Raw genomic sequence first — 14256 nt, forward strand, 5'->3', positions numbered from 1 at the left:
GTGCCTGACCAGTGCCCGCTAGTTGATCACTTGAGATCGGTCACGTCCGTTTCTGGAGCGGCGTACGTCCGTATAGACCACCGCGTCCGTCCGTATCCGGAACGGCCCTCGTCCGTCCGCGGCAACCAACCGCCCACGCGTGAGCGTCTTTCCATCGAACACACACGGGTACCCGTACGTACTCGCGGAGACGGACACCGGCAGTCGACACACGACGGTCGGACCAAGTCACAGCAAAACGGGCGGGAAGAGTCAGGAAGACGACAGCCCGGTACCGCGGACCGCCGCACTACAGTGGGTCGGAACGCCCGCGGGACTCCAGGGTGTGACCAGGCAAGCAAGCAACAGGGAGCGCATGACGTGCGGCCGGTAGGGAGCAAGTACCTCCTTGAGGAGCCGATTGGACGCGGCGCCACAGGCACTGTCTGGCGCGCCCGCCAGCGGGAGACCGCGGGGGCCGAGGCGGCGGTGCCCGGACACCCCGGCGAGACCGTGGCGATCAAGGTCCTCAAGGAGGAGCTCGCGAGCGACGCGGACATCGTGATGCGGTTCCTGCGGGAGCGCTCCGTGCTGCTCCGGCTCACCCACCCGAACGTCGTACGGGTACGGGACCTCGTCGTCGAGGGCGATCTCCTGGCGCTCGTCATGGACCTGATCGAGGGCCCGGACCTGCACCGGTACCTCCGGGAGAACGGCCCGTTCTCACCCGTCGGCGCGGCCCTGCTCACCGCCCAGATCGCCGACGCGCTCGCCGCCAGCCACGCCGACGGCGTCGTCCACCGGGATCTGAAGCCCGCCAACGTGCTGCTCAGGCAGGGCGGCGGCGAGATGCACCCGATGCTGACCGACTTCGGCATCGCCCGCCTCGCCGACTCCCCGGGCCTGACCCGGACCAGCGAGTTCGTCGGCACGCCCGCGTACGTGGCCCCCGAGTCCGCCGAGGGCCGGCCGCAGACCTCCGCCGTCGACATCTACGGCGCCGGCATCCTGATGTACGAACTGGTCACCGGGCGCCCCCCGTTCAACGGTCAGTCCGCGCTGGAAGTGCTGCACCAGCACCTCAGCGCCGAGCCGCGCCGCCCGTCCACCGTCCCCGACCCGCTGTGGACGGTCATCGAGCGCTGTCTGCGCAAGAACCCGGACGAGCGGCCCAGCGCTGTCAACCTCGCCCGCGCGCTGCGCATCGTCGCCGAGGGCGTCGGCGTGCACGCGAACTCCATGCAGATCGCCGCCGCCGACGGGGTGGGCCACATCCTCGCCCCCGACCCGGCGCCGGCGCAGGTGCCGGGCGCCGCCCCGGACCCGTTCGGCTCGGCCGACGCGACGCAGGTGCTGCCGCACGGCGCGGGCGCGTACGACCCGAACGCCGCGACCAGCGTGCTCCCGCACACGTCAGGCCCGGCGGGCTCGGGGGACCCCACCACCGTGCTCCCGCACACCGGCGGCGCCGACCCGACGTCCGTCATGCCGCCGGTGCCGTCGCACGATCCCGGCGCCCGGCAGCCGGAGGAGCCGCACCCCTGGCAGAACCAGCTGCGCGCGGCCCGCGACCGCAACGAGCAGACCCAGATCCAGCAGTACCTCGACCCCGGTGAGGACCCGCTGCGCCGCCGCCCCCAGCGGCAGGCCAACCGCCAGCAGCCCCAGCAGCAGCCCCAGCGCCCTCCGCAGCAGCCGCCGCGGCGGCAGCAGCGCGGGGCCCAGGGCGGGCCGGGTGCCGGGTACGGGCACCCGCAGCAGCAACAGCAACAGCAACAGCCGTACGCCCCCCCGCCCCCGCCCCCGCCGCAGCCCCAGCGCCAGCAGCCGCAGCGGTACGCTCCCGCGCCGCAGCCCCAGCAGCCTGCGCCCCGCCCCCAGCGTGAGCCCCGGCCGCCGCGCGAGCCGCGTCAGCGCAGCGCCAATCCGATGCGGATCCCGGGGCTCGGGTGCCTCAAGGGCTGCCTCTTCATGATCGTCCTGTTCCTCGTCGGAGGCTGGCTGATCTGGGAGTTCACGCCTCTGCAGGGGTGGATCGGCACGGGGCAGAGCTGGTGGGGACAGCTCACCGACTGGGTCGGCGACGCGGCCAAATGGGTCCGCGAGCTGGACAACGGCTCAGGCAAGTAGGCCGTCCAGCAGCTCAGGGTTCTATGCGTGTGGGGGGGGGCGGCTCCGGTGGGGCTTCTCGCGCAGTTCCCCGCGCCCCTGAAAAGCAGAGACCGCGCCCCGTGCTTCTTGAGGCCCGCAGGGGCCTGATGCTTTCAGGGGCGCGGGGAACTGCGCGACCAGCCCCCACACACCCGCACCCGCCCACGTACCGAAACCCTCCGCCCCCGTCCGCGCATGCCGACACTGGGGACTTGTCGACATCCGAGGGGTGATTTCCGCCGCGACGGTGAAGGTTGGGGTCCGGGGCGCGTAGCTTTGTCGCCAACACGCGGCCTGTAGGAGCAGTCTTGGGACGGAAGATCGGAAGCCGGTACACCGCGAACCAGATTCTGGGGCGGGGCAGCGCCGGCACGGTGTGGCTGGGTGAGGGCCCGGACGGCCCCGTCGCCGTCAAGCTGCTGCGCGAGGACCTCTCGTCCGACCAGGAACTCGTCAGCCGCTTCGTCCAGGAGCGCACCGCGCTGCTGGGCCTCGACCACCCGAACGTGGTCTCCGTACGCGACCTCGTCGTCGACGGCAACGACCTCGCCCTCGTCATGGACCTCGTCCGGGGCACCGACCTGCGCACCCGCCTGGACCGGGAGCGGCGCATGGCCCCCGAGGCGGCGGTCGCCATAGTGGCCGACATCGCGGACGCCCTCGCGGCGGCGCACGCGGCCGGGGTCGTCCACCGGGACGTGAAGCCGGAGAACGTGCTGCTGGACATGCAGGGCCCGCTCGGCCCGGGCGGCGCGCACCCGGCCCTCCTGACCGACTTCGGCGTCGCCAAGCTGATCGACTCCCCCCGCCGGACCCGCGCCACCAAGATCATCGGTACGCCCGACTATCTCGCCCCCGAGATCGTGGAGGGCCTGCCGCCCCGCGCGGCGGTGGACATCTACGCCCTCGCGACCGTGCTGTACGAGCTGCTGGCGGGCTTCACGCCGTTCGGCGGCGGGCACCCCGGCGCGGTGCTGCGCCGCCATGTCACCGAGACGGTCGTCCCGCTGCCCGGTATCCCCGAGGAGCTGTGGCAGCTGCTCGTGCAGTGCCTCGCCAAGGCGCCGGCCTCGCGGCTGCGAGCGTCCGAGCTGGCCGCGCGGCTGCGGGAGCAGCTGCCGCTGCTGGCGGGGATGCCGCCGCTGGACGTCGACGAGCCCGGGACGGAGTCCGGCGACGGGTACGAGGAGGCGCCCGCAGAGGCCGAGGCGCCCCGCGAGCGGGTACGACGGGGGGCGGTGCCGCTGGTGCCGGGGGCCAAACCGGACTCCAACCGTGACACCCACACGTCGATGCGGGTACCGGGGCCGGACGAACTGGCCGGCGGTGCGCGGGGGACCGCGCGGGCGCCTCGCGCGGCGGGGGCGCCTCGGCCGGGGTCCGCGCGGAACCGGGGGAGTACGGTGCGGCGGCGGCGGATCACGCTGGGCGCGGCTGCGGTGGCGTTGATCGCGGCGGTAGGCGTGGGGGCGTGGGCGGCGACCTCCGGGGACGAGGGCGCCGGCCCCCCGTCCGACACGAAGAACTCGGCCCCGGGCAACCCCTGACCGGCCCGCCCACTGACTCGGGGGCGCGGGTGAATGGCCGGGCGCGCGCCCGGCGTGTCTTCTAAAACCCCGTGGGCCGGAAAGACGAAGACCCCGTGGGCCGGAGAACCGAAGACCCCGTGGGCCTGAGCGGCGACGGCCCCGTGGGCCAGGAGAGCGGCGGCTGGGTCTGCCCGGGAGGCGACGGCTCGGTGGGCCCGGAAGGCCAGGGCTCGCCGGGGTGAAAAGTACGGGGCGCAGCCCCTGCTTTTCAGGGGCGCGGGGAACTGCGCGACCAGCCCCCACTCACCCGCGGCCGAAGAACAAGCCGGGCGCCACCCCCGGCCGAGGACCCGGCGCCGACGCACACCCGCATGGCTCACCCGGCGGAGCCGTTAGGCTGGGGTCGTGGCAGTCGTCGATGTATCCGAAGAGCTGAAGTCCCTCTCCTCGACCATGGAGTCGATCGAGGCCGTTTTGGACCTCGACAAGCTGAGGGCAGACATCGCCGTGCTCGAGGAGCAGGCGGCCGCGCCGTCCCTGTGGGACAACCCGGACGAGGCGCAGAAGATCACCAGCAAGCTCTCCCACCTCCAGGCCGAGGTCAGGAAGGCGGAGGCGCTGCGCGGTCGCATCGACGACCTCGGTGTCCTCTTCGAGATGGCCGAGGAGGAGGACGACCCGGACACCCGCGCCGAGGCGGAGTCGGAGCTGACCTCCGTCAAAAAGGCGCTGGACGAGATGGAGGTCCGTACCCTCCTGTCCGGCGAGTACGACTCCCGAGAGGCGCTCGTCAACATCCGCGCCGAGGCCGGTGGCGTGGACGCCGCCGACTTCGCCGAGAAGCTGCAGCGGATGTACCTGCGCTGGGCGGAGCAGAAGGGCTACAAGACCGAGATCTACGAGACCTCGTACGCGGAGGAGGCCGGCATCAAGTCGACCACCTTCGCCGTGCAGGTGCCGTACGCCTACGGCACGCTCTCGGTGGAGCAGGGCACGCACCGGCTCGTGCGTATCTCACCCTTCGACAACCAGGGGCGGCGGCAGACCTCCTTCGCCGGTGTCGAGGTGCTGCCCGTGGTCGAGCAGACGGACCACATCGAGATCGACGAGTCCGAGCTGCGCGTGGACGTCTACCGCTCGTCCGGGCCCGGCGGCCAGGGCGTCAACACCACGGACTCCGCCGTGCGGCTGACCCACCTCCCGACCGGCATCGTGGTCTCCTGCCAGAACGAGCGTTCGCAGATCCAGAACAAGGCGTCCGCGATGAACGTGCTCCAGGCCAAGCTCCTCGACCGGCGCCGGCAGGAGGAGCAGGCCAGGATGGACGCGCTCAAGGGCGACGGCGGCAACTCCTGGGGCAACCAGATGCGTTCGTACGTCCTGCACCCGTACCAGATGGTCAAGGACCTCCGCACCGAGTACGAAGTCGGCAACCCGGAGGCCGTGTTCAACGGCGAGATCGAAGGCTTCCTGGAGGCTGGAATTCGCTGGCGCAAGCAGCAGGAGAAGTAGGGCGCCCCGATACAGCGCTATGTCGACAAGGCAACTGCCTTCCATCGGAAGGCAGTTGCCTTGTGTGTGGGGGGATGTCTGGGTATTACGTCACACTCACATGTCGTTGTCATGGCCAAATGCGATGAACGGGACATCGCGCGCGCAACGACCTTGACGTTGCTGCGAAAACTGGGAAGTGTGGCGTATGGCATGCGCATTACTGGGGTGCATGTGAACCGGGGGACTTCGACCCAACCGACTGCTCCCGTTGATCGCGGCCCCGGGCGCTGCTCCATCTACTGATAGCTACTGGGGGTAGCAGCCATATGACGAAGAAGACGCGGATCCGTGTGGCGCGAATAGCCGCCGGTGCCGTGATCGCCGCCGGCGCGTCGCTGACCGCCGCGGGTGCCGCTTCCGCGCTGGACCTCGGTGTCGGCGTCGGTGTCAGCACCGACGACGGTGGTTCCGTCGACGCCGATGTCTCGGTCCAGACCGGCAACGACACCGAGGGCAACACCATCATCGGTGCGACCACCGGCGAGACGACCGGTGAGACCACCACGACCGGTGAGACCACGGGTGAGACCACCACCACGGGTGAGACCACCGGCGAGACCACCACCACGGGTGAGACCACCACGACCGGTGAGACCACCACGACCGGCGAGACCAACAGCACCGGTACGACGGGCACGACCGGAACCACGGGCACCACCGGTACCACGGGCACGACTGGGACCACGGGCACGACCGGAACCACGGGTACCACCGGGACCACGGGTACCACCGGCACCACGGGTACGACTGGCACCACCGGTACGACTGGCACGACCGGCGGTGACTCCGACGGCGGTTCGACCTCCGGCGGCTCGACCTCCGGCGGCTCCTCCGACGGCGGCTCCACCTCCGGTGGCTCCTCCGACGGTGGTTCCACCTCCGGTGGCACCGACCTCGACGGTGGCAACGACGAGGCCGTTCAGCAGGAGGGCTCCTCGGCCCTCACGGACACCGGCTCGGAGACCGAGGCCCAGGGCGCCGGCACCGGCGAGCTGGCCGAGACCGGTGCCACCGAGACGGCGTTCCTGGTGATCGGCGCCGCCACGATGATCGCCGGCGGTATCGGCTTCCGTCTGCTGCCGCGCCTGATGGTCGGCCGCGGCGCCGCCGCCTGATCGTCCGCGATCAGACACAGCCGTACACAGACGCGAGGCCCGGGGCAGCCAGCCCCGGGCCTTCGTCGTACCGCTGTGCCGCTCTCGTCTCTGCGGCCGCCCTATGCCGTCTGGTGCGCCAGCAGCGCCACCGCCGCTATCAGGATCGCCAGCAGGGCGATCAGGGTCATGGGGCTCAGGCTCGCGAAGGGATTCTCCTGCTGGAGTCGCTCGCGGCTGGCCCGGCACACATGGCAACGGCCCTCGGCTACGGGGGACGCGCAGTTCGCGCACACCAACCGGTCGTACGTCATGCGCCTCGCCCTCCTTGCAATGGCCTCACACATACCTCAACGCTTCGCGGAAGCGGACCGTTCCTCCCCACCACTGTGCCAGGTTCCCCCGGCGCTTGCGCGGGGGCCCGGGAAAGGGACGGATGCCCTTCGTCACGCGGCCGTGGACGGGTGGGGGCTCGTCGCGCAGTTCCCCGCGCCCCTTACGGGGCCGGGGGCGGTACAGTCTCGTCCATCCATTCCCGACGGCTTGTGGTGCATCCGTGATCCGATTCGACAACGTGTCCAAGGTCTACCCCAAGCAGACCCGCCCCGCACTCAGGGATGTCTCCCTGGAGGTCGAGAAGGGCGAGTTCGTGTTCCTCGTGGGGTCGTCCGGCTCCGGCAAGTCCACGTTCCTGCGGCTGATCCTCCGGGAGGAGCGGTGCAGCCAGGGACAGGTGCACGTCCTGGGCAAGGACCTCGCGCGCCTGTCCAACTGGAAGGTGCCGCAGATGCGCCGCCAGCTCGGCACGGTGTTCCAGGACTTCCGGCTGCTGCCGAACAAGACGGTCGGCGAGAACGTCGCCTTCGCGCAGGAGGTCATCGGCAAGTCGCGCGGCGAGATCCGCAAGTCCGTGCCGCAGGTGCTGGAACTGGTCGGCCTCGGCGGCAAGGAGGAGCGCAGGCCCGGCGAGCTGTCCGGTGGTGAGCAGCAGCGCGTGGCCATCGCGCGGGCCTTCGTGAACCGCCCCAAGCTCCTCATCGCGGACGAGCCCACCGGCAACCTCGACCCGCAGACCTCCGTCGGCATCATGAAGCTGCTCGACCGGATCAACCGGACGGGCACCACCGTGGTGATGGCGACCCACGACCAGAACATCGTGGACCAGATGCGCAAGCGTGTCATCGAGCTGGAGAAGGGCCGCCTCGTCCGCGACCAGGCACGCGGCGTCTACGGCTACCAGCACTGACCGCCCCAGTCCACGGAAAGGCTTAGCGGAACGCCATGCGCGCCCAGTTCGTCCTGTCGGAGATCGGTGTCGGTCTCCGCCGCAACCTCACGATGACCTTCGCGGTCGTCGTCTCCGTCGCCCTCTCCCTCGCCCTGTTCGGCGGCTCGCTGTTGATGAGCGACCAGGTCGGCCAGATGAAGGGCTACTGGTACGACAAGGTCAACGTCTCCGTCTTCCTCTGCAACAAGAGCGACGCGGAGTCCGACCCCAACTGCGCCAAGGGCGCCGTCACGACCCAGCAGAAGAAGCAGATCAAGTCCGATCTGGACAAGATGGGGGTCGTCGAGAACGTCGAGCACGAGTCCCAGGACGAGGCGTACAAGCACTACAAGGAGCAGTTCGGCGACTCGCCGCTGGCCAGCAGCCTCACCCCGGACCAGATGCAGGAGTCGTACCGCATCAAGCTGAAGGACCCGGAGAAGTACCAGGTCATCGCGAGCGCCTTCAACGGCCGTGACGGTGTGCAGTCGGTGCAGGACCAGAAGGGCATCCTGGACAACCTCTTCCGGCTGCTCGGCTATCTGAACTGGGCGGCGCGCGGTGTCATGGCCGTCATGCTGATCGTGGCGCTGCTGCTGATCGTCAACACGGTGCGCGTCTCGGCGTTCAGCCGCCGGCGTGAGACGGGGATCATGCGGCTGGTCGGCGCCTCCGGCTTCTACATCCAGGCGCCGTTCATCATGGAGGCCGCCGTCGCCGGGGTCATCGGCGGCACGATCGCCTGCGCCTTCCTGATCCTGGGGCAGTACTTCGTGATCGACAACGGGGTGTCGCTGTCCCAGAACCTGCCGCTGATCAATTTCGTCGGCTGGGACGCGGTCCTGACCAAGCTGCCCCTCATCCTCGCGGCGAGCTTCCTGATGCCCGCGTTGGCCGCCTTCTTCGCGTTGCGCAAGTACCTGAAGGTGTGACGCATGCCCCTGGGGCCGTACCGGCAAGGGCCGGTACGGCCCTTCGCGTTGTCCTAGACTCGCCGACATGTCAGGCCGCGACCTGTTTTCCCCGCCCCGCCGCATCCGCCGCGGGGCCGCCCTGACCTTGGTTTTCGCGAGTGTGCTCGCCACGGGTGCCGCGACCGGCTGCTTCGACGACCCGCGCGGCGGCACGGCCGCCGTCGTGAAGCCCTCCGGCTCCGCCCCGGTCGGCCGGGAGCAGGACGTCGCGGACGCCGCCGCCGAGGCCATGGCCGAGGGCGAGTCCCCCGTGGAGGCCGCCGAGCGGGCCGTCAGCCGCAGTGGCGACCGGTGGGGCGCGGTCTACTCCGAGGGCGAGTACGAGCAGTTCGAGGAGGCCCTCGACGGCGAGTACACCGGCGTCGGCCTCTGGGCCCGGCTGCGGCGCGACGGCCATGTCGAGGTGGCCCGGGTGCAGGACGGCTCCCCCGCCGCCGACGCCGGGATCCGCGCGGGCGACCGGCTCGTCGGCGTCGACGGCGAGAAGGTCGACGGGCGTCCGGTCACCGACGTCGTCTCCTTACTCCGCGGCGACGCGATCGACGGGGGGACCGGGAACACCGACTCCCCCGAGAGCGCGGCCGCCGGTACGGAGGTGTCGCTGGAGCTGCGGCGCGGCACCCGCACCTGGCACGAGACCCTGCGCCGGGCCCGGCTGTCCACCGAGGACGTGACCGTGAGCCGTACCGCCGACGGGGTCGGTGTCATCACGGTCGACGCGTTCACCAAGGGCTCCGGTGACGTCGTACGAGCCGCCGTCGAGCAGTCCTCCGGTACGGCGGGCTTCGTCCTCGACCTCCGGGGCAACTCCGGCGGCCTGGTCTCCGAGGCCGTCACCGCCGCCTCCGCCTTCCTCGACGGCGGCCTCGTCGCCACGTACGACGTCAACGGCGAGCAGCGGGCCCTGCACGCGGAACCCGGCGGCGACACCACCAGGGCGCTGGTGGTGCTGGTGGACGGCGGCACGATGAGCGCGGCCGAGCTGCTCACCGGAGCGCTGCAGGACCGGGGCCGCGCGGTGGTCGTCGGCTCCCGCACCTTCGGCAAGGGCTCGGTGCAGATGCCGACCCGCCTGCCCGACGGCTCCGTCGCCGAACTGACCGTCGGCCACTACCGCACCCCCTCCGGCCGGAGCGTCGACGGCCGTGGCATCACCCCCGACCTCGACGCGGACGAGGACGCCCTCCAGCGGGCCGAGACGGTGCTGAGCGGACTCGGGCAGTGAGCCGCCCTCGTTAATCGGCTTCCCGCGGACCCCCTTCGTAGTGCGAAAATGGGCCCACTATGAGCAAGGGAATGTACGTACCGAAGGAGTCCCAGCCCAAGCAGGGCGGGGCGGTCACCAAGGGCCGGGACGGCGAGAAGGGCGGCAAGAAGAAGATCGTCGCCCAGAACAAGAAGGCCCGGCACGACTACGCGATCGTCGACACCTACGAGGCGGGGCTCGTGCTCACCGGCACGGAGGTCAAGTCGCTGCGCGAGGGCAGGACCTCACTGACCGACGGCTTCGTCCAGATCGACCGGGGGGAGGCGTGGCTGCACAACGCCCACATCCCCGAGTACCACCAGGGCAGCTGGACCAACCACTCCGCGCGCCGCAAGCGGAAGCTGCTGCTGCACCGCGAGGAGATCGACAAGCTGGAGTCCAAGTCACAGGAGACGGGTCACACGATCGTGCCCCTCGCCCTGTACTTCAAGGACGGCCGGGCGAAGGCCGAGATCGCTCTCGCGCGGGGCAAGAAGGAGTACGACAAGCGGCAGACGCTGCGGGAGCAGCAGGACCGGCGGGAGTCGGACCGGGCGATCGCGGCGGCCAAGCGGAGGCAGCGGGGCCAGTAGGGCGAGGCCGCCGGAATACGGTGGCATCGTCGTGCGTGGGTCACGTACGATGGTGACGACACCGGCCGCGGTCGGTGTGAGCAGTGGCTCTACCTAATTGAACAGTGTGAAACATGGGGATGATCGGTTTCGACAGCGGCTGTCGAAGCAGGGGAAGCGTGTCGAGGAAGCGGCAATGATCTCGTTAACCATATGTCGCAACCAATAATCGCCAACACCAAGCGCGATTCCCAGACCTTCGCCCTCGCTGCTTAATAACCAGTGAGAGAAGGCCCTAATGGGTGTCAGCCCGGGAGTGTTCCCGACCCGGACCCTGGCATAATCTAGGGAACTAAACCTTGATCCCGGTCACGGGGTGAAAAGGGAAATCTCACAGTGACTGAGCCCGTCGGCGACTTGTTCGCGTGATCGCCGGGGCTGAGAAAATCACAGCGAACTGCACACGGAGAAGCCCTGATTCCGCACCGTTGGACGCGGGTTCGATTCCCGCCATCTCCACAATTCCCATGTGGACGAAGCCCCGTCGCCTCACGGCGACGGGGCTTCGTCATGTCGTGAACCGGTACCCCGTCACCCCGCGACCCGGCGGGCCGTGCTCGCCCGGACGGTCAGGCGGGGCGGGAGCAGTGTCCCCTCGGGCACGGAGGCGCCGTCCAGTTTCCGCATCAGCAGGGCGACCGCCCGCTCGCCCACCTCCGCCGCCGGGATGGCGATGGAGGTGAGGGGGACCCGGAGGTTCGCGGCGAGGTCGTCCGGGCAGAGCGCGGTGACCGAGAGGTCGGCCGGGACGCGCAGGCCGAGATGCTCGAAGGCGTCGACGAGGGGGTCCAGGATCGCCTCGTTGTGGATGACCACACCCGTGAGCGCCGGCTGCTCGCGCAGGAGGCGCTCCGCCACCGCCCGGGCGGCCGCCGGGGTGGCCTCGCAGGGGTGGACCGTGGAGGACATGCCGTTGCGGGTCGCGGCCGAGGTGAAGCCCTGGACGACCCGCTGGGCGAAGGAGGTCTGACGGACGTAGACCTCGGGCGGGGAGCCGATCAGCGCCACCACGCGGTGCCCCAGCCCGGCCAGGTGCTCCACGCACAGTTCGCCCGCCGTCCTGAAGTCCAGGTCGATACAGGTCAGGCCGGAGGGATCGGCGGGGAAACCGACCAGCACCGACGGGCGGTCCAGGGAGCGCAGCAACGGCAGCCGGGGATCATGCAGTCGGACGTCCATCACGATCAACGCGTCCACCAGGGCCGAGTCCGCGACCCGCCGCAGACCCTCCTCGCCCTCCTCCTGCGTCAGCAGCAGCACGTCGTGGTCGTGCGCGCGCGCCGCGGTGACGGCCGAGACCGCGAACCGCATGACCACCGGCACATGGATCCCGGCCCGGAACGGCACCACCATCGCCAGCACGTTCGACTTGTTGCTGGCCAGCGCCCGGGCGCCCGCGTGCGGACGGTAGCCCAGCTCGCGGATGGACGCCTCGACCCGGGCCCGCGTCTGCGCCGAGATCGGCCGCTTGCCGCTCAGCGCGTACGAGACGGTGCTGGGGGAGACGCCCGCGTGCCGGGCCACGTCCGTGATCTTCACCGTCACGCCGGCCCCGTTCCCACGGCGTCCGACTGCCCGGCGAGGTCCATCGTCACGAAGCCCGTGCCCGCCTCCGCCCGGACCTCCCGGCCTCCGGCCGCGAGCCCCCAGGGAGCCCTCGGGTCGTCGCACGACGCCCGCAGCACCCTGCCCTCCCGTACGACGGTGAAGGTCACGTCACGCACCGGCACGGTGACCTGGGCCCCGTGCGCGAGACCGTACGCACGCAGCGTGACCCCGTCGGCGTGGTCGTAGTCCGGGCGGTCGGACACCGCGCCGACCGGGACGACCGCGCCCGGCCGGACCAGGAGGGGCACGCTGGTGAAGTCGTGCCGCTCCTGGACCCAGCGGGGCCCGGTGACCGTCCCGCCGTCCGGGAAGCGGGTCCAGGTGCCGTCGGGGACGTAGTACGTGACGTCCCCCTCGTCGCTGAAGACGGGGGCCACGAGGAGGTCGGGGCCGAGCATGTACTGGCGCTCCAGATGCGCGCAGCCCGGGTCGTCCGGGAACTCCAGCACCATCGCGCGCATCATGGGGACGCCCTCGGTGTGGGCGGTGCGGGCGGCCGCGTGGAGGTAGGGCATCAGGCTGAGCTTCAGCCGGGTGAACTCGCGCAGGACGTCCACCGATTCCTCGTCGAAGAGCCAGGGGACCCGGTACGACGACGAGCCGTGCAGACGGCTGTGGGAGGACAGGAGGCCGAAGGCGATCCACCGCTTGAAGAGGGCGGGGGTCGGGGTGCCCTCGAAGCCGCCGATGTCGTGGCTCCAGTACCCGAAGCCCGACAGCCCCAACGACAGCCCGCCGCGCAGCGACTCGGCCATCGCCTCGTAACTCGACTCGCAGTCGCCGCCCCAGTGCACGGGGAAGCTCTGGCTGCCGACGGTCGCCGAGCGGGCGAAGAGCACCGCCTCGCCCTCGCCCCGGTGCTTGCGCAGGACGTCGAAGACCGTGCGGTTGTAGAGGTAGGTGTAGTAGTTGTGCATCCGCTCCGGGTCCGAGCCGTCGGACCAGGTCACGTCCAGGGGCACCCGCTCGCCGAAGTCGGTCTTGAAGCAGTCGACGCCCTGGGCGAGCAGCGCCTCCAGCTTCGACGCGTACCACTCGCGGGCCGCCGGGCTGGTGAAGTCGACGAGGGCCATGCCCGGTTGCCAGAGGTCCCACTGCCAGACGTCGCCGCCCGGGCGGCGCAGGAGATGGCCGAGGGCCTTGCCCTCCGCGAAGAGCGGTGAGCGCTGGGCGATGTACGGGTTGATCCAGACGCTGACCCGCAGGCCGCGTCGTCTGAGGCGGGCCAGCATCCCCTCCGGGTCCGGGAACACCCGGGGGTCCCACTCGAAGTCGCACCACTGGAACTCGCGCATCCAGAAGCAGTCGAAGTGGAAGACGGACAGGGGGAGCCGGCGCTCCCGCATGCCCTCGATGAAGGAGGTCACCGTCTCCTCGTCGTAGGAGGTGGTGAAGGAGGTCGACAGCCACAGGCCGAAGGACCAGTCGGGCGGCAGGGCCGGGCGGCCGGTGAGGGCCGTGTACTTGCGGAGGATCTCCTTCGGGGTGGGGCCGTAGACGACGTAGTACGTCAGCCGCTGGGTCTCCGCGCTGAACTGCACCCGCGACACGACCTCCGAGGCGACCTCGAAGGACACCTTGCCGGGGTGGTCGACGAAGACGCCGTAGCCCGCGTCGGTCAGATAGAACGGCACGTTCTTGTAGGCCTGTTCGGTGGCCGTGCCGCCGTCGGCGTTCCAGACGTCGACGACCTGGCCGTTCTTGACGAGCGGGCCGAAGCGTTCGCCGAGGCCGTACACCGAGGTGCCGACGCCCAGGTTGAGCTGTTCGCGCAGGTGGTGGGCGCCGGACGCCTCGCGCATGATGCCCATCGACTTGGGGCCGCTGGTGGTGAGGGTGCGGCCGTGGGCGAGGAAGTCGATGTGCCAGGGGCCGGTGCGGGACACGCGGACCGACAGCTCCCCGGCGGTGAGGGTGGCGTGCTCGTCGTCGTAGGAGGTGTGCGGGGTGAACTCCTCGGTCGTCAGCTCGAAGCGCGGACCGTGTGGCCGTTCGCCCTCGAAGTGGGTGAAGGTGACGCCGATGACGTCGGGCATCGGGGCGTGCGCGTCGATCGTCACGACCGGTCCCTTCAGCAGATCGCCGCGGTGGCGGACGGGCTGGGTGGGGGCGTGGATCCGCAGGGCGCCGTCCGTGGCGGTGACGTCGAGGACCTCGACCGGATGGGCCGCGGTGACGCCCTCGCGGAGCAGCCAGTAGCCGTCGGTGAACTTCATGGGTGG

Annotated in this window: 11 protein-coding genes and 1 other RNA gene; 9 read left to right on the forward strand and 3 right to left on the reverse strand. The window is 70.5% G+C overall.

Annotated features, from left to right (window positions below):
* Positions 1 to 360: 360 nt before the first annotated feature.
* From ACWCRJ_RS15915 to ACWCRJ_RS15930, 4 genes are all read left to right on the forward strand, one after another.
* On the forward strand, positions 361 to 2109 hold the full coding sequence (locus ACWCRJ_RS15915) for a serine/threonine-protein kinase (protein WP_450939831.1): 1749 nt from the start codon (positions 361 to 363) through the stop codon (positions 2107 to 2109).
* A 329-nt stretch (positions 2110 to 2438) separates the two neighbouring features.
* Positions 2439 to 3677 (forward strand): serine/threonine-protein kinase, encoded by a 1239-nt coding sequence (locus tag ACWCRJ_RS15920; protein WP_450939832.1) that lies wholly within the window; start codon positions 2439 to 2441, stop codon positions 3675 to 3677.
* Positions 3678 to 4064: 387 nt separating this feature from the next.
* On the forward strand, positions 4065 to 5171 hold the full coding sequence (gene prfB / locus ACWCRJ_RS15925) for a peptide chain release factor 2 (RefSeq protein ID WP_046913666.1): 1107 nt from the start codon (positions 4065 to 4067) through the stop codon (positions 5169 to 5171).
* Positions 5172 to 5479: 308 nt separating this feature from the next.
* Positions 5480 to 6328 carry a hypothetical protein gene (locus ACWCRJ_RS15930; protein ID WP_450939833.1) on the forward strand — a complete coding sequence of 283 codons (849 nt, stop codon included), beginning with the start codon at positions 5480 to 5482 and terminating at the stop codon, positions 6326 to 6328.
* Positions 6329 to 6429: 101 nt separating this feature from the next.
* Here the strand turns inward: ACWCRJ_RS15930 and ACWCRJ_RS15935 are convergent, their stop codons facing one another.
* Positions 6430 to 6621, reverse strand: a complete 192-nt coding sequence (locus ACWCRJ_RS15935; RefSeq protein WP_005486830.1) for a hypothetical protein — start codon at positions 6619 to 6621, stop codon at positions 6430 to 6432.
* Positions 6622 to 6863: 242 nt separating this feature from the next.
* Here ACWCRJ_RS15935 and ftsE point away from each other — a divergent pair, with 242 nt between their 5' ends.
* The 5 genes from ftsE (at position 6864) to ssrA (ending at position 10888) form a co-directional block, all read left to right on the forward strand.
* Positions 6864 to 7553, forward strand: a complete 690-nt coding sequence (ftsE, locus tag ACWCRJ_RS15940) for a cell division ATP-binding protein FtsE (protein ID WP_005486827.1) — start codon at positions 6864 to 6866, stop codon at positions 7551 to 7553.
* A 35-nt stretch (positions 7554 to 7588) separates the two neighbouring features.
* The gene (ftsX, locus tag ACWCRJ_RS15945) at positions 7589 to 8506 is read left to right on the forward strand and encodes a permease-like cell division protein FtsX (RefSeq protein WP_046913668.1); all 918 of its coding nucleotides are present in this window, start codon (positions 7589 to 7591) and stop codon (positions 8504 to 8506) included.
* Between the two features lie 67 nt (positions 8507 to 8573).
* Complete coding sequence (locus tag ACWCRJ_RS15950) at positions 8574 to 9773, forward strand: S41 family peptidase (protein ID WP_450939834.1); 1200 nt, start codon at positions 8574 to 8576, stop codon at positions 9771 to 9773.
* Positions 9774 to 9844: 71 nt separating this feature from the next.
* Entirely contained in the window at positions 9845 to 10387 is a 543-nt protein-coding gene (smpB, locus tag ACWCRJ_RS15955) for an SsrA-binding protein SmpB (RefSeq protein WP_005486821.1), read from the forward strand.
* A gap of 115 nt (positions 10388 to 10502) precedes the next feature.
* Positions 10503 to 10888: a transfer-messenger RNA gene (gene ssrA / locus ACWCRJ_RS15960) on the forward strand.
* A 69-nt stretch (positions 10889 to 10957) separates the two neighbouring features.
* Here ssrA and ACWCRJ_RS15965 read toward each other — a convergent pair.
* Together ACWCRJ_RS15965 and yicI are read right to left on the reverse strand one after the other, a co-directional pair.
* Positions 10958 to 11971, reverse strand: coding sequence for a LacI family DNA-binding transcriptional regulator (locus ACWCRJ_RS15965; protein ID WP_450939835.1), 1014 nt, complete (start codon positions 11969 to 11971; stop codon positions 10958 to 10960).
* A complete protein-coding gene (yicI, locus tag ACWCRJ_RS15970) occupies positions 11968 to 14250 on the reverse strand; it encodes an alpha-xylosidase (RefSeq protein WP_450939836.1) in 2283 nt (760 codons plus the stop codon). Before yicI ends, ACWCRJ_RS15965 begins: the two co-directional genes overlap by 4 nt.
* Between the last annotated feature and the right edge of the window lie 6 nt (positions 14251 to 14256).

The sequence above is a fragment of the Streptomyces sp. NPDC002324 genome, from assembly GCF_053593335.1.